Origin of the sequence: Flavobacterium sp. DG1-102-2 (assembly GCF_033042555.1) — a bacterium.
In the GTDB taxonomy this organism is placed as follows: domain Bacteria; phylum Bacteroidota; class Bacteroidia; order Flavobacteriales; family Flavobacteriaceae; genus Flavobacterium.
Window position 1 is genome coordinate 98,518 of the sequence record NZ_JAWLIK010000002.1, and the last position, 19,286, is coordinate 117,803.

Here is a 19,286-nt window from a genome sequence, read left to right on the forward strand (position 1 = left end):
TTATTTGTTGATTTGAAACCTTTTGCTTATGAAATTAAGTTCAGTCTTTACAGTACTATTAACCGTAACAGGTATTTCTGTTTTTGCGCAAAGCAAAGCCGAAGGGCTTAAAGCTACTTACAAAGCATACCGCATGCTCGATATTCCGTATGAATTTCAGGCAGTGCTGTATATGGAGCAAAACATTGCGCTGTGGCAGGAATTACAAAACACCCGCGAGATAATAAAAGATAAGCCGCTTTCTGACGAAATAAAAAAAATGCCACCGATAGCGCCAAATGCGCTCAAGGTAAATGCGGCTCCCTGCATAAGGACAGACCTGCTCAAAAAAGAAATACTTTTTCATGGAGGCATATTACAAAGCTGGGTTGTGGTGAAAGATAATTTTACTGTTATAGACTGGGATATCACTAACGAGACAAAAACAGTATCGGGCTATGCCTGTGTTAAGGCTAAAGGCCGTTTTAGGGGCAGGGACTGGGCAGTATGGTTTTGTCCTGATATAGCATTGCCGTTTGGCCCCTGGAAGCTGCGAGGACTTCCCGGACTGATAATAGAAGCAGAAGACACAACAGGCACATACATCTACAAAGCCGTAAAAATTGAAAATATTGAAGACAGCACCATATTAAAAAAGGATTTTGCCTTATTGCTTCCATTCAAAAAAAGTAAACCAATCTCCTATCGTGAATTGTTGCAGCAGACAGAAGAAGCAGAGGCTAATGTAATGATGGAAATCTCCCAAAAACTTAATATCGTCATTTCTAAGACAGGAACGGCCAGAGCACGACAGGAAGAAATTACATTTGAATGGGAGCAGTGATTGAAGTACTTCCCAAGACAATCTAAAATTCATTTCATAAAAAAAGCGCTCCTTTTGGGAGCGCTTTTGGTATATCGGGAAAAATAATAAATTATTTTTTCTTTCCTTTTGCAGGTGCTTTTGCAGCTTTTGCAGCTTCCTGAGCAGCTTTCATAGCAGCACGAGAAATTCTTACCTGTGCAACAACAGTGTTGTCCGGGTGAAGTAATTTGTAGTTCTCAGTAGGAAGAGAAGTAACATAAAGTTTGTTACCCATCTGTAGTTCGCTGATGCTAGCTTCAACGAAGTCAGGAAGGTTAGCCGGTAAAGCTCTAACTTTAAGTTTACGCTGGTTAAGACGTAACACACCACCAGCCATAACACCTGGAGAATTACCTGTAACTTTAACAGGAACTTCCATAGTGATTTCTTTTTTCTCATCAAGTTCATAGAAATCGATGTGTAAAATTTTGTCAGATACCGGGTGGAACTGGATATCCTGAAGAATAGCTTTGTACGTGTTTCCAGCAAGGTCAACTACTACAGTATGTACGTTAGGAGTGTAAACCAAGTCTTTAAATGCTTTTTCTTCTGCAGTAAAGTGTACTGGCTGATTTCCTCCGTATATAACGCAAGGAACCATTCCAGCATTACGTGCCGTACGCGTTGCCGCCTTACCCACGCTTTCTCTTTCAGATCCTTTGATCGTAATTGATTTCATTTGAAATAATTAATATAGTTAATAAAAATAAATTACACGATAAACTTCCCGCTTATGGAAGTATTGTTTTGTACCATGTGCATAACATCTGCAAACAGGTCTGCACAGCTGATCACTTTAATTTTAGACGTTTCCTTCTTAAGAGGGATACTGTCTGTTACTATCAGTTCGGTAAGCTGAGAATTCTCGATCTTCTCATAAGCACCACCCGAAAGGATAGGATGCGTACAGATGGCCCTTACACTTAGCGCGCCTTTCTCCATCATAAGCTCGGCAGCTTTAGCGAGTGTCCCTCCTGTATCTATCATATCGTCAACAAGAATGATGTTCTTTCCGGTTACTTCACCAATAAGCTCCATCGTCTCAATCTTGTTAGCTTCTTTACGCTGCTTGTAGCATATAACCACATCAGAACCTAAGAATTTAGAGTAAGCATAAGCCCTCTTAGATCCTCCCATGTCAGGAGAAGCGATAGTCAGGTTATCCAGGTTAAGGCTCTTAACATAAGGTACAAAGATGGTAGAAGCAAAAAGATGATCTACCGGTTTCTCAAAGAACCCTTGTATCTGGTCAGCGTGAAGGTCCATGGTCATGATCCTTGTTGCCCCTGCAGATTCAAGCAGTTTTGCCACAAGTTTAGCCCCTATCGGTACCCTTGGCTTGTCTTTCCTGTCCTGTCTTGCCCAACCGAAGTAAGGTATTACAGCAGTGATATGCCTTGCCGATGCCCTTTTTGCAGCATCTATCATAAGCAGCAGTTCCATAAGGTTGTCTGAGCTTGGGAAGGTAGAGCACACAAGGAAAACTCTTAACCCCCTGATAGATTCTTCAAATGAAGGCTGGAATTCGCCGTCACTGTATGTTGAGAACGTAACTTTACCCAGCTCCATGCCATAGCTTTTGGCTATTTTTTCGGCCAGGTACACACTTTGAGAACATGCAAATATTTTTGCTTCAGGCTCTTGGTATGACATCTTTTAAATAGTTGTTATGTAGTTAGTTAGTCTTTAGACCTATGTACGAGGGTGCAAATTTAGGAATTTAATTGGACTCTAAAAGGAAATTGTAATCTATTTTTGGAGAAATTAAATATTTATTTTTACATTTGCACCCACAAATCAGGGCATTGCTGCCGGATTTGTACAGATTGAAAAACAATCTACAAGCCTGAATGGCGGAATTGGTAGACGCGCACGACTCAAACTCGTGTACTTAGGTGTGTGGGTTCGATTCCCACTTCAGGTACAAAGCCCATCATTATCATAATGACGGGCTTTTTTTATGGAGCGTCGGATTGTGGTTCCAAAAGCGGGGGGTTAAGAACCCCTCACTCTTTACTTCAATTTCCTTTCCCTTAAAATAGCTTCCAGTTCCTTCTTATTATAATTTGAATTATTAATCAGTTTATAGGCAAGGAATAAAGGGATCAGCGTGAAAAAACCCACACTGTTTTTCACAACGCTATAAAATACTATTCCTGCCATAAACCCAATTAATACTGCATTGATTGCAGCTGCCGTATTAAGTTTTCTTACTTCCCGTAACAGTTCCTGGTCGGTTAATTCGCTAAGTTCTTTTTTCATTGTATCGGTTTTAGTTGGTTCTCAAATATACATAATAGACCCGATTTGCAACAACCTGATATTCAAAAGAACAAATTCATCATCTCAAGTTAAAAAAGTTTGATTTTATTAACTTTGCTCCATGAAAGCAAACGAATGTACGGTAGCAGGTTTTAAAAGGTCAGACCTGCAGACGAAAGGTTTTAAAGTCCACAGGATTTCGGGCGGGTCTTACCCTCCCCTTCAGTATGGCAGGCGCGATTATTATAAAGTAGTACTGGGCACGGGCGACATGGACATCTGCTACGGCGACCAGACTATCCATATTAATGACACCTTTTTATTCTTTGCTAATCCGCACATACCGTATTCGGTAGAGCACCGCTCGCCGGGACAAAGCGGCTACGCCTGCCTTTTTACAGAGAGCTTTATTGACGGCAGGGAGCGCACCGACAGCCTGCTCAACTCCCCCATTTTCCGTTTTGAGGGCGTGCCTGTTATTCCGGTCAATACAGAACAGGCAGGATTTATTGGCGGACTTTACGAAAGGATGATCACTGCTTACGAAAGCGATTACGGCAATAAAGACGAGATGCTCCGCAGCTGTATCGACCTTATAATCCACGAAGCGCTGCGCATCCTCCCGCAAAACGAATTGAAGGAAAGAAACGCTGCTACACGCATTACCCATCTGTTCATGGAGCTGTTGGAAAAGCAATTCCCCATAGAAGACACTGCAAATCCGCTGCGATTGCGAACCGCCCAGGACTTTGCCGAAAGCCTCGCAGTACACGTAAATTACCTCAACCGATCGGTTAAAGAAGTAACAGGGAAACCGATATCGGTTCATATTGCAGAACGCATTGCCTCCGAAGCAAAAGCCCTGCTGCAACACACCAACTGGAGCGTGGCAGACATTGCCTACAGCCTGGGGTTTGAATACCCCACCTACTTTAACAACTACTTTAAAAGGGTAACGGGCAGTACACCAAATTCCTTCAGGAAAGATAAATTCAAGGTTTGAAAATCATACTTTTTGGTTTGATTATCTTTAACCCTCCATCTGATTAAACCCTGAATTTTGTAATGATAAAATAAGAAGCCAACAGAAAATGTGCTTCGCTAAAATTATATTACAATCATGGAAAATTCAAAATTCAATACGCCGTTTGGCGTGACCTCTCCGGTCATATCTGTAGCCCCTATACTATTTCCTGCATCAGAGGAACGCGGTGAAGATCTGGAAGTACGTATTTCTGCACCTGCTACAGGCGACAAGTTACCTATTATACTGTTTGCACACGGTTATGGCAAGTCGTTAGACGGTTATGCACCGCTGGTAAATTATTGGGCTGCCCATGGTTTTGTAGTCGTGCAGTGCACGTTTCTAGATTCAAGAAGGCTGGGCATACCGCCTGAAGATCCGCGTACGCCACTAATATGGAAATACCGTGTGGATGACATGAAACGAATGCTGAACGAATTAGACACTATAGAAGCCGCTATCCCCGGACTTAAAGGCCGTACCGACCGTAACCATATTGCAGCTGCCGGGCATTCATTTGGCGCACAAACCACGGGAATGCTTCTTGGAGCGAGGGTTATAGCAACTGACGGAACGTTAGGCGAAGATATGCGCGACGACCGCATTAAAGCCGGAGTGCTGTTAACCCCGGCCGGTAAAGGCGGCGCCGATCTTAGTGCATTTGCTGCCGAGCACTTTCCGTTCATGAATCCAAGTTATACTGAAATGACCACGCCAAGCCTTGTTGTAGCGGGGGATAAAGATATTTCTGCACTTACCGTTCGCGGCTGGGACTGGTTTACCGATGCATATCATCTGAGCCCCGGCGCTAATGCACTGCTGACTTTATTTGAAGCCGAACATGGTCTTGGCGGAATATCAGGATATGAGGCTGCCGAAACTACAGATGAGAATCCGGAACGCGTTGCGGCAGTACGCTACCTTACCTGGGCGTATCTAAAAACAGCCCTGTACCCGGAAGATACTGCATGGGCCGATGCTATAAAATGGCTGGCAGAAAGCGCAGCCCCATTAGGTAAAGTAGAACAGAAATAACCCTGGCAGGGTCGTAAACGAAGTGTATCAGAATGCATATTCGTTTATTGCTTCAACCGCATTAGGCAAAGCTGTTTCTGCAAGCTGTGGTATTTTAAGCCCCTCTGCACGGAAGGTAGTTACATCGGTCATCCCTAAAAAGCCAAGCAGGTTCTTTAAATACGGTACAGATGAGTCGTAAGCACTCATAGGCCCATCTGAATATACGCCACCCGATGCCACTGCAAGGAATACTTTTTTACCATTAACAAGCCCTATTGGGCCTTGCTCTCCATAGCTAAAGGTAATACCTGCCCTTGTAATATGGTCTGTCCATGCTTTAAGGGTAGACGGCACATTAAAGTTATATAATGGCACACCAATAATTACAAAGTCGGCTTCCATAAGGTCGCTTACAGCAGTGTCAGAATAATGAGCTGCTGCCTGCTGATCGGCAGTGCGTAGTTCTGCCGGTACCTGGAACGCTTCAAAATGGGCAGCTTCAAGGTGTGGCAATGGATTTTTAGCAAGGTCATACGTCTTTACCGTACTCCCCGGATATATTGCCTGAATCCTGGCAATAATAGCATCGGCCAGTTTTATGGTGTACGAGTTGGCTCCGCTTATACTAGATGTAATTGTAAGTATCTTTTTCATTTTACTTTCCTGATTATAGATTAGAAAGCAAAGTTACAGCCCCGGCTAACCGCTTTTGCGCTACTATAATTAGTGATAGCGCTATCATAGGGTATAGCGGCTAATGGTGTGGCAGGCAAAATTAAATATGAGGGCAGCTAATGTCTCATCAATAAATTTATATTTTAGCAAATAATCTTCAGCCCCCCAAATTATGAGAACGACACTAACATTACTGCTGACAATTAGCTTATCGCTGTTGGTTGCTGCCCAGAAGATAGACAAAAAAGTCCCTGCTGAAAACAAAGACCTGATAACCGCCGACTTGTATCTTAAGGAACAGAAGCATAATGAAGCTATTGACTGTTACACAAAGGTTTTGAATAATAATCCAAAAGAAAAAACAGCCCTTTACAAAAGAGCCATAAGTTATTTTTACCTTAAGGATGATGCTAAAGCCATCAAAGACCTTTCTGACCTGATTGCTATTGACGAAAACAATTGTGGCGCCTATTATCTCAGGGCGATGGCAAAATTCAACATAAATTCAAATGCAATGGAAAAGGATGAAAAAATAAGCAATGAATCGGGTTGTGACGACCTTTTCATGGCGAAACACCTGGAATGCAAAACAGATTATGAAAACTGGAAAATACTGTGCCCTAACCTGTAAAGGCATAAAACAAAAGAGGGAAGCAATGCTTCCCTCTTTTATTATTACTGAACTATTATTTTCTTAGTCACCATACTGTCACCGTCTTGTATGCTCACGAGGTAAACCCCTGCCTGCACACTGCCAAGCGATAGCGGCTGTTCTATAAGCCCGGTATTTGCAAATGACTGGCTAAGCAATTGCCTGCCTCTTATATCGTGAACTGATATCTTAATATCGTTTGCTGTAAACGATGTAAACCTCACGGTAAAATCGCCCGCATTTGGATTAGGGTATACGCTAAGCCCTTCAAATACATTTTTCTGGATACCGGCTACAGACGCTTCTGTAGTTGAGCAAAGATTAAGGCCCCAGCCTACTATCTGTCCACCATCCTGAGGATAGTTGTCAGTAACAGTCAGCGTCCATGTTCCCTGGGCCGATTGCCCGTTGAAAGCAGAAAGCGCCTGGGATGGGGCAACTGTTCCTGATATTGCAGGATTTGTACCACAGCTAATTACCGATCCGCTGTCATCAAAAACCACATCTATGTTTTGGTTGTCTTCACAAATATTGGCAAAAAGCGTAACCTGTGTTCCGGCAGGGCTTCTAAGTACTGCTCTTAGGTCGTTTACAAATGTATGATTCACCTTAAGGCTTACAGATATCTTACTTACCGTTTGCGCTGATGTTATAGCCAGCGTAGAATTTACCGTTGACGCATTGTTAGACGATATTGTAACTGGAACATTGGCCGATATAAAATCGGTACAGGTTGTTGTACCGGTTTTAAACGTGCGTGCTGTACTTGGTTCACCAGAGCATGTACCGTTAGATGCCCTTACCCTCCAGAAATAATCTGTATTGCTTTCAAGGCTCGCCGTATAGCTGGTGCCCACTACTGCTTCATTAACTACAATATTGCTAAAGGCAGCATCTTCTGCAACCTCAAGTTCATAAACTGTTGCATTGGCCGAAGTGCCCCAGCTAAAGCTTACATCCTGGCTTACACCAGTTACATTATCAGCCGGAGCTGTAATGTTAACAACACCAAAACTGTTATCAAGGATATCAAGCGTAAGTGTAACTGTTTTAGTTGTTGTGCCCGAAGTTCCTGTTACCGTAAAAGTATACGAGCCCGGCACAGCTGCTTCGCTTGTTGTTACCGTTACTGCTATAGCTGCTGTTGCCGAAGCTACAGGCGTATTAAAACTAACAGTCGTGCCCGCCGGATTACCCGCTGCCGAAAAAGTAACATTACCTGTAAAAGTGGCTGCCTTTTGGTAAGAGAGTTCATATACTGCTGTACCATCTTTACAAACCTTCCTGTTTTGGTTTCCGTTAACCGTAAGGTCAAAGGTAGAGGCAGGCGCTGTAATGGCAAAGTTGGTATTAGATATATCATAGAAGATATTGCCATATCCCCTTACCATAATTCTTTTAGTAGTTCCCACAGCATTTGGCACTGTAACAGATTCGCTGCCATCATTAGGCACCTGAGATGCCAATACCACAGGATAGGTAAGGCCGCCATCGTTAGATAATAATATATCTACAGATGCCGTGTTCACACCATTTGCAGTAGTACCTGCAACATCCCATGTTACGGTTTGTGAGCTGCCTGCCGGCCATGATATATTTGTATTAGGGGTTGTAACCAGGAAAGGTCCTGCCGTTCCTGATACCGTTACTGTCATTTCATCATATGATGTCTGTCCGCCCAGCGTATTATTGTCCCTTACGGTTAACGCAAAATTATAGTTACGCGCAACGTTAGATATTACTTCCCATGTTGGAGCAAGGTTGTTTGCCACTACAGCGCTTAATGCAGGAAAATATCGTTGCGGCACACTTGCCGGAGGAAGCGACCTGAAGTTAGGCCCCTGCGCTGCTGTTGCTACCGGAGGCTGCGTGCTTACCTGTAAATCCATTTGTTCCCAGCAATAGGTAAGGCCTGCTGCATCCTGTGCATCTGTTGCAGCACCGGTAAGCATAAATGGTGTTCCTTTAGGAATGGTATAATCTGCACCGGCATCTGCAACGGGAGCATCGTTTCCTGTCAGCACATCTTCAGAACAGGTCCCGCCGTTGATCATGAAATTAGTGATTTCTTCTATGCTTATCCTGTGGAAGTGCGCATCTGAGTGATCCTGAACACTTGGAAAACATACACCTGCGTATCCCATTATTGTGCTTCCGCTTCCTGTTTCATAAGCAGTGCCATCGTTACGGTTACCATCGCAGCTGTTGTTAAACGTATGGTTTGCCCCAAACTGGTGCCCCATTTCGTGCGCCACAAAATCTATATCATAAGGATCGCCTACAGGAGCAAAAAGCCCGGTAATACCCATTGCCTTGTAACTTGAACATGGTGCATACAGCTGTGCCACGCCGCCGCCGCCTGTACTTACAGTATGGCCTATATCGTAGTTAGCAGAACCTATAGTACTGTTTATAACCTGCTGGCTCTGGCTTAAGAGAGCATTGTTTGTATTGTTGTTATCAAAACTATCTGTAGTAATAAATATAACCTGGTCGTTGTTATCTATAAGGTTCATGGTAATGGCAAAATCCCTTTCGTATACACCGTTAACCCTTGTCATGGTAACCACCATTGCTGCAAGTACAGCCGCTTTTTTCTGGGTTGTAGTACCGTTTGTCAGCCCGGCTGCCTGAATGTGGTAGGCAGCATACTCTATGGTGCATGCCATTGCCAGCCTGTAAGTGCGCATATATCCGTCGGTAGCCGGCACGCTTAAAACAGTCGTCGCCGAAGCATCTTTCTTTTTGGCAGCTTCTGTAACCCCGCATTTAAACTCCCTTGGCGTTACGGCAGCCCTTTTGTAAACAATATAAGTGTTTAAGTCTTTAGTGTAGGGATCAATATATGATGTACCGTCTTCAGAAAACATCATGTTATGCAGGCCATACATGGTAGTACTAAAACGTATGGTTTCAGATGGCTTGTCTACCCCCTGCCCCACATACGATTTCATGTCCGGGAATTTAGCTGCAAGCCCCGGCTGCATTACCGGTGCCTCATAGATGGTAAAGCTTTTCAGCTTTCCGTCGCCGTCAGGGAACTGTACAACTACAGCAGAAACGGCATTTTGCGCACGCAGGGGTGCATTTGCAAGTTGCGCCTTAAGCGCAGTAAGGTTCAGGTTGAACAATTGGTAGCGCGATGGCACAGAAGCCCTGTCTACAAGTGCGGACGTACTGCCTTTAGAACCGGCAGCTGTCCAGATGGCGTTTTGCGAATATCCCATAGCAGAGGATAGGGCAAAAGCCATAATCAGTAATAATTTTCTTTTCATAAATCTGTTTTTTTTTGGAGGCACTAATTTAAAATAATAGGACTATATAACAGCAATTTGCATTAAAATATTGTTAATATTATTCATAATTTGATTGAGATTTCTCAAACAAACAGAAAATTCGTACCTTAGTTCTATGAAATATCCAATTTTTGTAGCATTTTTATTACTTTCGCTTACATCGTGCATTACACAAAAAAATGCAGCGGCATCATGGAGTGATTATACTATAACGAGTGAGTGCCCCGAGGATAGTTCGTGCAAACTGGAACTCCTGGAAGGAAAAAGCCTTTTAGTAAAGTCTGACGACACCGGACACCTCTATTATAACCTGGAAGATGCTCCCGGTAAAACTGTTGTGCAGTATACCTATCGCACCATTACCGATGCAGCCCTTGCCGATGCAGGCTACAGCGAAACAATAGTATTTGAGACCGACGGCAAGCCTTTTAAGTATAAAGATGCCGATATGCAAAAAGCAAAAATGCTTTTTAACGTACAGTGTTTTTGCCGCGGCAAAGCCGGAATACGCAAAATTGAGCATGGGACCGCTACTTATGACGGCAAAAACCTGCACATGGAAATACCTGGATTAGTTGACGACCAAAAAACAAAATTGGTAAACATCACCTTTAACTAAAGTCTGCCAATACCTCTTGCAGCCCAATACAGCAAATTATTCCTTAATTTTTGAGGTGTAAAATAATTTTATTGAATACAGATAGCTAAATTTGCGAAACATATAGAAGCGGTTTGAAAATTTTCAATTCAATACAGGAGTTTAGCACAGCTACAAAAACCATTATTACCCTTGGTACATTTGACGGCGTTCATAAAGGCCACAAATGCATACTGGACAAACTCATTAACAGCAGCAAGGCATCGGGCTGCGAAAGCGTTGTGCTTACTTTTTTTCCGCATCCGCGAATGGTATTGCAGCAAAACACCGACCTGAAACTGCTTAACACCATGGATGAAAAAGCTGCCCTTCTTGAAAAAGCAGGTGTAGACAACCTTATCATCCATCCTTTTGACATGGCTTTCTCAAGGCTTACCGCCGAAGAATTTGTAAAGCAGATACTTATAGACAGCCTTAACATACAGAAAATAATTATAGGCCACGATCATCGTTTTGGCCGCAACAGGACTGCAAATATTGATGACCTTATTAATTTTGGACAGGAATATGGCTTTGAGGTAGAGAAGATATCTGCGCTTGCCGTAAACGAAATATCAGTAAGCTCTACCAAAATAAGGAATGCTCTTACCGAAGGCAATCTTGACCTTGCGAACGACTTTTTAGGCTATCCCTATTTTATAAACGGCACTGTAGTACAGGGCAAACAGCTGGGCAGGACCATAAACTTCCCTACAGCAAACATTCAGCCATCTGAAAACTATAAGCTAATACCTGCAAATGGGGTATATGTTGCATCATCAGTTATAAACGGCAAAACCGTTAAGGGCATGATGAACATAGGCACCCGCCCTACCGTTAACGGCATTGGCATAACCATAGAAGTACACTATCACGATTTTAACGAAGACCTGTACGGGCAGCAGCTAAAAGTGAGCATACACCACAGGCTGCGCGACGAGGTTAAGTTTGAATCGTTTGATGCCCTTAAAGACCAGCTTGAAAAAGACAGGCAGGAATCGCTGGCCTGGTTTAATAATAACAGCTTATGATAAAGCGCCTGTTCCTACAGATAGATAACGCACCGTTAATTATTTTCAGGATCTTCTTTGGTCTCCTGCTTGCCTGCGAAACCTTTGGCGCCATACTTACAGGCTGGGTTAAAAGCAACTTTATAGACCCTAAATTCACTTTCTCTCATATTGGCATGGATTGGCTTCAGCCATTGCCGGGATACGGCATGTATGCTTATTTTGTCGTGATGGGCATAATGGGGCTACTGGTCATGGTGGGCTACAAATACCGCTGGTCACTAGGCCTGTACACCCTATTATGGGCAGGGGTATATTTTATGCAGAAGACCTCATATAACAACCATTATTACCTGTTGCTGTTGGTATGCCTTATCATGCTTTTCCTTCCGGCAGACCGTTACGCTTCTATAGATGCTAAGCAAAATCCGTCACTTCAAAAAATGACTATGCCTGCCTGGTGCTCCTGGGTTATGATCATACAGATAAGCATTGTTTACTTTTTTGCCACACTGGCAAAATTTTACCCGGGCTGGCTTACAGGCACATTTATTCATGACCTGTTAAACAGATCTGTTATTAACCCTACCCTTAACGGGATAATGACCCAAAAGTGGTTTTACCTTTTTATAACGTATGCCGGCATGGCGTTTGACCTGCTTGTTGTACCGCTTATGCTTTTTAAGCGTACCCGTACTATAGCGTTTGTAGCGTCAATCATATTCCACATCTTTAACTCGATAACTTTACAGATAGGTATCTTCCCGTTCTTTGCATTAAGCTTTGCGGTATTCTTTTACCCGCCCGATGCCATTAGGAAACTGTTCTTTAGAAAGAAGCCCATTGCCATTGATGCAGGACAACCAACAAACGAAGGCAGGAATATACTGCTGTATTTTTTTGTGCCGTACCTTATCGTCCAGGTGCTGCTGCCACTAAGGCATTATGCCATTGAGGGCGATGTGTTATGGACAGAAGAGGGCCACCGCCTGAGCTGGAGGATGATGCTGCGCACCCGCAGCGGCTACACTAACTTTACTATTGTTGACAAAAAAACAAATGCAAAACTTGTCTATAACACGTTCAACGACCTAACACCCAAACAACGTGGGGGTATGGAAACCAAACCCGACATGATTTGGCAGATGGCACAGCGCATCAAAAGACACTTTGCACAACAAGGAAAAGACGTGGCCATTTATGCCGAAACTAAAGCCTCTGTAAATGGCGGGCCATACGAAACGCTTATCGATCCCTCTACAGATCTGGCAGCTGCTAAATGGAATTACTTTACTCATTGCGACTGGATTGTTTTAACAAAAAATAAAGATTTCTCAACAAAATAATTCATTCTTCCGTTTTATCACAATCAGTTTATTAAATTTTTATTAATCTCTATCGCCGTCTCCCGTATAATCACTAAATTCGGGTATAGATAGATGTATAGTACTTCTTATACACACAAAAATTTAACCAATAAACTGTACAGCAATCTGTTAACTGAATATAAACGCAAAAAACAAAAACTATGAATTTTCAGAGAATATTAATAAACGGCTTTATCATATATATTGGTATCGCCCTGTTTTTCCTTTTAATGGAAGTACTTGGATGGTCTGACCAGATATACCTTAGGCTTGTAAACTTTATATTTGTCATTTACGGAGTGAACAGGACCCTTAAGGCAAATTCTGAAGATGGTACACCGGGTTACTTTTCTAACCTTGTGTCGGGTATATTTACTGCAGTGGTAAGTTTAGCATTAGGTATCTTAAGCTTTATCGGGTACATAGAGTATATGGGCCAGAGCCACGGCGGAAGCAACGAATACCTGCAGCGTTATGTAGGTAGCTATATCTTTGGCGGTGGTGAACCTTCATTATACCAATTTGTTATCGGCCTTACTGTAGAAGGTGTTGCGGCATCGGTAGTGGTATCGTTTGCGCTTATGCAGTACTGGAAAGATAAGGTAGAAAAAATAAACAAAGTAGACGACGTAGCGCACACTTCGCACTAATCTTTATACTAAAAAAATTAGGCTTAATTATAATTCCGGGGCTTTTCTCAGTTGAGAAAAGCCTTTGTTATTTAGTATCGGCTAATTACTTATATTTGGCGTACCCAAAAAACTGTACCCTAAATGACACCCTTTATCCATAAAAAGTTCAGCACAGCATTATATGCATTGCTTATGTGCCTTTTTATGTACAGTAACGTATCGGCAAATACCATAAAGCAATGTGACTCGCTTATTCAAGTAGGTATAGATGCCATGTGGAAAAAAGATTACGTAAAGTCATTAGAGCTCCTTACACGTGCACGCACCATTGCCGAAAAAAACCACTGGTACAGGCAGCAGTTTCTTGCCATAAACAATATTGGGGCAAACTATTATGAGATGCTGGACTATGGCGAAGCGCTCAATTACTATCTGGAAAGCTATAACCTTGCCCTGAAACACCTTGATGCAAAGCACGAAATGGTGATCCTTAACAATATTGCCATACTCTATACACAAGAGGAAAACTACGAAAAGGCAGGCGAATATTTTAAGAAAGCATACGACATTGCAAAAAAAAACAAGGACAAGATAAAAATAGGACTGTATGCCATGAACCTTGGCAGCATGGCTAACGAACGAAACAAACTGGCAGAGGCCAAAAAGTACATATTGGAATCACTGCCCTATCTTAAGGCCGACCATAATTTGTATGTACTAGGACAGATAACCCTTGCCCAGAACGACCTGCGATCTGGCAATGCGACGCAGGCTCGTGAAAAAGCCCAAAACCTTCTAAAAACTGCACAGGATCTCAATTTTAACAACATAGGCACGCAGCTTACCATGATTATTATTGAGGCTTATATTAAGGAGGGAAACTATGAACTTGCAGAAGCCGGAGCAAAACAATTTCTTACCCGGCATAAAGCTCCTGACAGGAGAAAAACAGCCTTTACTTTCCTCTCGCAGACCTATGCCAAGAGCCAGCGTTTTGAGTTAGCGCTTCAATACAAAGATTCGGTGGCCAAAGCCGAAAAGCAGCTTAACGAAATTAAGAACGGAAGACTGTTTGAGAACAACAGGGTTAAGTTTGAAATTCAGGATTATAAAAACCAGATCGTTATTAATGAAGCTAAGCTTAGCAGTGAACGCAGGCTTTTTTATTCTATCATCGGTTTTATAGCGGTGCTTGTTACTATCGTTATATTGTTCCTTAGAAATGTATCTGCCAGGCACAAACAAAAAAAGCTTATTGCAGAACGTAACCAGAAGGTAATTGCACTGGAGCTGGAAAAAGAGAAAACAGAAAACCGCGAAAAAGAGACTGCTGCCCTGCTGGAAGAAGAACGCCTTAAAAATGAGATTGAGGCGCGTAACCGTAAGCTTTCGGCAAAGGCATTATACCTTTCAGGCAGGAACCAGCTGATAGAGGAAGTGCTTTCCTCGTTATCGCAGCTGCCGGAACTCGCAAAAAACCCTTCGCTTAAAGAGCACATTAAAACCCTTAATGCCCACCTGAAAACCGGTAACGAATGGGACAGCTTTATAACCCATTTTGAGGAGGTAAACCACGGTTTTATAACACAGCTTAAAATGCTTCACCCGTCATTAACAGCAAACGATATCCGATTTATATCGTACATCTATATGAACCTGAGTACCAAGGAAATTGCCACCATGCTAAACATTACTGCCGAAGCCTGCCGCAAGCGAAAAGAACGTATTGCCGCAAAAATGAACCTGCCAGAAAATGTTTTACTGTATGATTATCTCTCCTCACTATAAAAAAACATTGTAAGATTTAGCTTATTATAATTTTAACTAATTAAATAACAGACAATTAACTTTATTTTTTATTAGTTAAATTTTAATTACCAGGTTAAACCTTTTTGTTTAGGCAAAGTCTAATAAGTGTGTTGTTATCTATTCAGTGTTTTAAGAGAATAACTGCACATTGTATTAAATTTCTATTTGCTAACTAAACTAAACAAACAAAATTACCCGGAATGAAGAAATTATACCTTGCAGCACTATTGGCTCTTGGCGGCCTTGCGGACGCTACTGCCCAGCAGGACCCACACTACACGCAGTACATGTACAACATGAACGTAATTAACCCGGCTTATGCGGGTTCAAAAGAGAACCTTTCTTTTGGATTGCTATACCGTAAGCAGTGGGTTGATATAGAAGATTCGCCAACTACAATGACCTTTTCAGGGAGCAGCCCTGTAGGTAAGAATGTAGGCCTTGGTCTTTCTGTTATCAACGATAAGATTGGTCCTGTAGAAGAAACCAATGCTTATGCAGATTTCTCGTATACGCTTAACCTTGGTGGTGAGCACCGTCTTGCTTTAGGACTTAAAGCAGGGGCAACCTTCCATAAAGTAGGGTTGTTTACAGATATCGGTGATGGAAGGGTTCCGGATATTACTGACCCTGCATTCCAGTCTAACGTTAACAACACGTTTTTTAACGTAGGGGCAGGATTCTTTTACTACACGAACAAATATTACTTTGCAGCGTCGGTTCCAAACATGCTAAAAAGCAAGCACCTTGACTATAGCCCGCCAAGTGGTGGTAAGTCGCATTTTGGATCTGAAGATTCACACTACTTTATTACGGGTGGATATGTATTCCAGCTTACCGATAATTTAAAGATGAAGCCATCGTTTATGGTTAAATCATCTTTCAATGTATCACCATCTATCGATGGATCATTAAACTTCTTATTCTTTGAACGTTTTGAGATAGGGGCAACCTACAGGCTTGATGACAGCTTTGGCGGTATGGTAAACTTTGCCATTACTCCAAACCTTAGAGTGGGTTATGCTTACGACCACATCGTATCTGACCTTAATGTAACAACACCTGCATCTCACGAGATCATACTGTTGTTTGACCTGAACTTCCCTAAAAAAGTATCACGTTCACCACGTTATTTTTAATAACCTAAGCTAAGTCACAAAATGAAAAAGATATATATTTCCTTAAGCCTGCTTATGGCAATGACCGTGGCAGCACAGAACAAAGACACAGAGTCGGCAGATAAGCTCTACGCGAAGTTTGAGTACCTGGATGCTGCAAAAGCATACGAAAAACTTGCTGCAAAAAGCAAAGACCCTTATGTATACAAACAAACTGCAGATAGTTACTATAACCTTTTTAACGCTAAAGAAGCTGTAAAATGGTATGGCAAACTTATAGATCTTAAACAGCAGGATGCCGAGACCTACTATCGTTATGCCCAGATGCTAAAGGTAGAAGGCAAGTATGAAGAAGCTAACAAGCAGATGCAGAAGTTTGCTTCGCTGGCACCACAGGATCAGAGGGCAGTATTGTTCAATCAGGACCCTGACTACCTGCCTAAGCTAAAAACGCAGACAAAACTGTATGACGAGAAGATACTGGACATTAACGATGCCAAGTATGCCGATTTTGGTGGTTTTGTGACCGACGATAACACTTTTTATTTTGCCAGTACGCGTAACACGGCGAGAAGAACATACGGCAGGAATGAAGAGCCATATATGGACATCTATACCTCTACCTGGAATGCAAATGGTACACTTAGCGAGCCTGTTGCGCTTAGCGACCTGAATACTAAATGGCACGACGGACCTGTAACCGTAACCGGAGATGGCAACACCATGTACTTTGCCAGCGAAAGCTTTAAGGAAGGCAGTTTTGAAAAAGAAACTCCGGGGCAGCGCACAGGGCTTATCTATCTTTTTACAGCTACTAAAGAAAACGGTAAATGGGGCAATGTAAAAGCAGTTCCATTTAACGAGAAGAAATTTTCTACAGGAAATCCATCGGTAACTAAAGACGGTAAAACATTATATTTTGCCTCTAACAGGCCGGGGTCTACAGGAGGAAGTACTGACATTTGGAAAGTAGAAGTTCTTGGTAACAACAAATACGGCAAACCTGAAAATTTAGGGAAAAAGATAAACACCGAGGGAAGGGAAAACTTTCCGTTTATTACAGATGATAACAAACTTTTCTTTGCTTCAGAGGGCAGGAAAGGATTTGGTGGTATGGATATCTTCATGATAGATCTTAACAAAGACGGCGAAGCCATTAACGTAGGACTTCCGGTAAACTCGCCTAAAGATGATTTTGCATTCAGCTTTAACACAACTAAGAACATCGGTTTCTTTTCGAGCAACAAGGCCGGAAAGGATAACCTTTATCTTGCTACCCCTATTTGCGGCGTAGAAGCCATAGTTATAGTTAAAGATGCCAAAACAGGAAAAATATTGGCGAATGCCAAAGTTGACATCCTTGACGACAGGAACAATGTTATTGAAACTACCACAGCCGATGGTAATGGAAAGGCAACCTACAACGTAGACTGTGACAGGGCTTATGTAATCCAGGCGTCTAAAGATGGTTACCTGCAAAGCACTTTCCCGGTTGCAAAAACAAGGGAGCGCGTGGTAAACATTGACGCTGCACTTACTCCGGTAGACGTACTTATTGTAGGCAACGAAGTGAAGCTTAAAGAAATTTATTTTGAATACGACAAAAGCAACATAACACCGGAGGGCGCAGCAGAACTTGACAAACTTGTGGCTGTTATGAAATCTATGCCTAACATGGTTATCATGTCTAAAGCGCATACAGACAACAGGGGAAGCGCAGAGTACAACCTTGCACTTTCTGACCGCAGGGCAAAAGCCACTGTACAATATGTTATCTCTAAAGGCATAGATGCCGCAAGGATTTCGGGACAGGGCTATGGTGAAAGCGAGCCAAAAGTAAAATGCGAAACCTGTACGGAAGAACAGCATGCACTAAACAGGAGGATAGAATTCCTGATAGTGAAAAAATAATTATTTAGATACGCAACTATTGTTTTGAAAGCACCTGCCGTGGCAGGTGCTTTTTGTTTTTAAAATATTTTAACGCCGTACTGAAAATTTAAGAAAACGTTGTTTTACAATTTCGTAACGCTTTAGTAATTTTGTTATGCCTTAAAAACCATAATCCGATGCCGCTACATCTGACCGAAATTGAACGCGTAAGAACGATTACCAAAGAAGACTTTTATAATAATTATGTAAAAAAACAAAAACCGGTTGTAATAGAACAGTTGACTAAAGACTGGCCGGCGTATGCAAAGTGGAAGCTTAATTACATAAAAGAAATTGCAGGAGACAAAACAGTTCCGTTGTATGACGACAGGCCTGTATCGCACAAAGACGGCTTTAACGAAGCACACGCCAAAATGAAAATGGCCGACTACGTAGACCTGCTTCAGTCTAAACCCACAAACTACAGGATATTTCTTTATAACCTCATGAAAGAGGTACCGTCACTTAAAAACGATTTCCGCTGGCCTGATATTGGCCTCAAGCTGGTAAAACAGCTGCCGATGCTTTTCTTTGGTGGAGAGAATTCAAAAGTATTTATTCATTATGATATAGATTATTCTAATATCCTGCATTTTCATTTTCACGGAAAAAAACGCTGCATCCTTTTTGACCCAAACCAAACACCATACTTATACAAAGTGCCGCATGCGCTGATATCAAGGGAAGATATTGATTTTGACAATCCTGACTTTGACAAGTGGCCGGCACTAAAACAGGCAAAAGGGCTCGTTGCCAACCTTGAGCACGGCGAAATGCTGTACATGCCGGAAGGCTACTGGCATTACATGAAATATGTTACCCCGGGTTTCTCCATGAGCTTAAGGGCTTTCCCCAGAAAGATAAGCAACCTTGGCAAAGCGGTATACAACATTGTTGTCATGAGGCACTTTGATAGCCTTATGAGAAAGTATAAAGGCCAGGCCTGGATAGATTACAAGAACAAACAGGCGGTTATAAACACCCATAAAAATTTAAACCTCCCGGTATAAC

At 42.3% G+C, this 19,286-nt stretch carries 17 protein-coding genes and 1 tRNA gene; 13 read left to right on the forward strand and 5 right to left on the reverse strand.

What is annotated here, in order from left to right:
• The first annotated feature begins 28 nt into the window (after positions 1–28).
• A complete protein-coding gene (locus tag R1T16_RS03730; RefSeq protein ID WP_317499733.1) occupies positions 29–823 on the forward strand; it encodes a GLPGLI family protein in 795 nt (264 codons plus the stop codon).
• Positions 824–914: 91 nt separating this feature from the next.
• Here R1T16_RS03730 and R1T16_RS03735 read toward each other — a convergent pair whose 3' ends face one another.
• Both R1T16_RS03735 and R1T16_RS03740 read right to left on the reverse strand, forming a co-directional pair.
• Complete coding sequence (locus R1T16_RS03735) at positions 915–1,523, reverse strand: 50S ribosomal protein L25/general stress protein Ctc (RefSeq protein WP_317499734.1); 609 nt, start codon at positions 1,521–1,523, stop codon at positions 915–917.
• Between the two features lie 32 nt (positions 1,524–1,555).
• Positions 1,556–2,497, reverse strand: coding sequence for a ribose-phosphate pyrophosphokinase (locus R1T16_RS03740; protein ID WP_317499735.1), 942 nt, complete (start codon positions 2,495–2,497; stop codon positions 1,556–1,558).
• Positions 2,498–2,688: 191 nt separating this feature from the next.
• Between R1T16_RS03740 and R1T16_RS03745 the strand changes: the two genes are divergently transcribed.
• Positions 2,689–2,768 (forward strand) — tRNA-Leu (locus R1T16_RS03745).
• Between the two features lie 89 nt (positions 2,769–2,857).
• Here the strand turns inward: R1T16_RS03745 and R1T16_RS03750 are convergent.
• Positions 2,858–3,106, reverse strand: coding sequence for an FUSC family protein (locus tag R1T16_RS03750; protein ID WP_317499736.1), 249 nt, complete (start codon positions 3,104–3,106; stop codon positions 2,858–2,860).
• A 121-nt stretch (positions 3,107–3,227) separates the two neighbouring features.
• On the opposite strand from R1T16_RS03750, the gene R1T16_RS03755 reads away from it, so the two are divergent.
• Together R1T16_RS03755 and R1T16_RS03760 are read left to right on the forward strand one after the other, a co-directional pair.
• Positions 3,228–4,109, forward strand: a complete 882-nt coding sequence (locus R1T16_RS03755; protein ID WP_317499737.1) for a helix-turn-helix domain-containing protein — start codon at positions 3,228–3,230, stop codon at positions 4,107–4,109.
• Between the two features lie 117 nt (positions 4,110–4,226).
• The gene (locus R1T16_RS03760; RefSeq protein ID WP_317499738.1) at positions 4,227–5,165 is read left to right on the forward strand and encodes an alpha/beta fold hydrolase; all 939 of its coding nucleotides are present in this window, start codon (positions 4,227–4,229) and stop codon (positions 5,163–5,165) included.
• A 27-nt stretch (positions 5,166–5,192) separates the two neighbouring features.
• Here the strand turns inward: R1T16_RS03760 and R1T16_RS03765 are convergent, their stop codons facing one another.
• Positions 5,193–5,801 (reverse strand): FMN-dependent NADH-azoreductase, encoded by a 609-nt coding sequence (locus R1T16_RS03765; RefSeq protein WP_317499739.1) that lies wholly within the window; start codon positions 5,799–5,801, stop codon positions 5,193–5,195.
• 193 nt (positions 5,802–5,994) lie between these two features.
• Here R1T16_RS03765 and R1T16_RS03770 point away from each other — a divergent pair, with 193 nt between their 5' ends.
• Complete coding sequence (locus R1T16_RS03770; RefSeq protein WP_317499740.1) at positions 5,995–6,453, forward strand: tetratricopeptide repeat protein; 459 nt, start codon at positions 5,995–5,997, stop codon at positions 6,451–6,453.
• A gap of 44 nt (positions 6,454–6,497) precedes the next feature.
• On the opposite strand, the gene R1T16_RS03775 is transcribed toward R1T16_RS03770, so the two are convergent.
• Complete coding sequence (locus R1T16_RS03775; RefSeq protein ID WP_317499741.1) at positions 6,498–9,749, reverse strand: reprolysin-like metallopeptidase; 3,252 nt, start codon at positions 9,747–9,749, stop codon at positions 6,498–6,500.
• A gap of 136 nt (positions 9,750–9,885) precedes the next feature.
• On the opposite strand from R1T16_RS03775, the gene R1T16_RS03780 reads away from it, so the two are divergent.
• The 8 genes from R1T16_RS03780 to R1T16_RS03815 all read left to right on the forward strand — a co-directional run bounded on the left by R1T16_RS03780 (position 9,886) and on the right by R1T16_RS03815 (position 19,285).
• Positions 9,886–10,389 (forward strand): hypothetical protein, encoded by a 504-nt coding sequence (locus tag R1T16_RS03780; protein WP_317499742.1) that lies wholly within the window; start codon positions 9,886–9,888, stop codon positions 10,387–10,389.
• Between the two features lie 113 nt (positions 10,390–10,502).
• A complete protein-coding gene (locus tag R1T16_RS03785; protein WP_317499743.1) occupies positions 10,503–11,438 on the forward strand; it encodes a bifunctional riboflavin kinase/FAD synthetase in 936 nt (311 codons plus the stop codon).
• Positions 11,435–12,763, forward strand: a complete 1,329-nt coding sequence (locus R1T16_RS03790; RefSeq protein ID WP_317499744.1) for an HTTM domain-containing protein — start codon at positions 11,435–11,437, stop codon at positions 12,761–12,763. The genes R1T16_RS03785 and R1T16_RS03790 overlap by 4 nt, the downstream gene beginning before the upstream one ends.
• Before the next feature lie 182 nt (positions 12,764–12,945).
• Positions 12,946–13,434 carry a hypothetical protein gene (locus R1T16_RS03795; protein WP_317499745.1) on the forward strand — a complete coding sequence of 163 codons (489 nt, stop codon included), beginning with the start codon at positions 12,946–12,948 and terminating at the stop codon, positions 13,432–13,434.
• A 123-nt stretch (positions 13,435–13,557) separates the two neighbouring features.
• Positions 13,558–15,204 (forward strand): tetratricopeptide repeat protein, encoded by a 1,647-nt coding sequence (locus R1T16_RS03800; protein WP_317499746.1) that lies wholly within the window; start codon positions 13,558–13,560, stop codon positions 15,202–15,204.
• Between the two features lie 221 nt (positions 15,205–15,425).
• Entirely contained in the window at positions 15,426–16,364 is a 939-nt protein-coding gene (locus tag R1T16_RS03805; protein ID WP_317499747.1) for a type IX secretion system membrane protein PorP/SprF, read from the forward strand.
• Between the two features lie 21 nt (positions 16,365–16,385).
• The gene (locus tag R1T16_RS03810) at positions 16,386–18,254 is read left to right on the forward strand and encodes an OmpA family protein (RefSeq protein ID WP_317499748.1); all 1,869 of its coding nucleotides are present in this window, start codon (positions 16,386–16,388) and stop codon (positions 18,252–18,254) included.
• A gap of 158 nt (positions 18,255–18,412) precedes the next feature.
• Positions 18,413–19,285 carry a cupin-like domain-containing protein gene (locus R1T16_RS03815; RefSeq protein WP_317499749.1) on the forward strand — a complete coding sequence of 291 codons (873 nt, stop codon included), beginning with the start codon at positions 18,413–18,415 and terminating at the stop codon, positions 19,283–19,285.
• Position 19,286: the final 1 nt, after the last annotated feature.

What these genes read in the sequence shown, in the direction of transcription:
- R1T16_RS03730 (WP_317499733.1), top strand. Translation starts at nt 29, where the DNA reads ATGAAATTAAGTTCAGTCTTTACAGTACTATTAACCGTAACAGGTATT.
- R1T16_RS03735 (WP_317499734.1), bottom strand. Translation starts at nt 1,523, where the DNA reads ATGAAATCAATTACGATCAAAGGATCTGAAAGAGAAAGCGTGGGTAAG.
- R1T16_RS03740 (WP_317499735.1), bottom strand. Translation starts at nt 2,497, where the DNA reads ATGTCATACCAAGAGCCTGAAGCAAAAATATTTGCATGTTCTCAAAGT.
- R1T16_RS03750 (WP_317499736.1), bottom strand. Translation starts at nt 3,106, where the DNA reads ATGAAAAAAGAACTTAGCGAATTAACCGACCAGGAACTGTTACGGGAA.
- R1T16_RS03755 (WP_317499737.1), top strand. Translation starts at nt 3,228, where the DNA reads ATGAAAGCAAACGAATGTACGGTAGCAGGTTTTAAAAGGTCAGACCTG.
- R1T16_RS03760 (WP_317499738.1), top strand. Translation starts at nt 4,227, where the DNA reads ATGGAAAATTCAAAATTCAATACGCCGTTTGGCGTGACCTCTCCGGTC.
- R1T16_RS03765 (WP_317499739.1), bottom strand. Translation starts at nt 5,801, where the DNA reads ATGAAAAAGATACTTACAATTACATCTAGTATAAGCGGAGCCAACTCG.
- R1T16_RS03770 (WP_317499740.1), top strand. Translation starts at nt 5,995, where the DNA reads ATGAGAACGACACTAACATTACTGCTGACAATTAGCTTATCGCTGTTG.
- R1T16_RS03775 (WP_317499741.1), bottom strand. Translation starts at nt 9,749, where the DNA reads ATGAAAAGAAAATTATTACTGATTATGGCTTTTGCCCTATCCTCTGCT.
- R1T16_RS03780 (WP_317499742.1), top strand. Translation starts at nt 9,886, where the DNA reads ATGAAATATCCAATTTTTGTAGCATTTTTATTACTTTCGCTTACATCG.
- R1T16_RS03790 (WP_317499744.1), top strand. Translation starts at nt 11,435, where the DNA reads ATGATAAAGCGCCTGTTCCTACAGATAGATAACGCACCGTTAATTATT.
- R1T16_RS03795 (WP_317499745.1), top strand. Translation starts at nt 12,946, where the DNA reads ATGAATTTTCAGAGAATATTAATAAACGGCTTTATCATATATATTGGT.
- R1T16_RS03800 (WP_317499746.1), top strand. Translation starts at nt 13,558, where the DNA reads ATGACACCCTTTATCCATAAAAAGTTCAGCACAGCATTATATGCATTG.
- R1T16_RS03805 (WP_317499747.1), top strand. Translation starts at nt 15,426, where the DNA reads ATGAAGAAATTATACCTTGCAGCACTATTGGCTCTTGGCGGCCTTGCG.
- R1T16_RS03810 (WP_317499748.1), top strand. Translation starts at nt 16,386, where the DNA reads ATGAAAAAGATATATATTTCCTTAAGCCTGCTTATGGCAATGACCGTG.
- R1T16_RS03815 (WP_317499749.1), top strand. Translation starts at nt 18,413, where the DNA reads ATGCCGCTACATCTGACCGAAATTGAACGCGTAAGAACGATTACCAAA.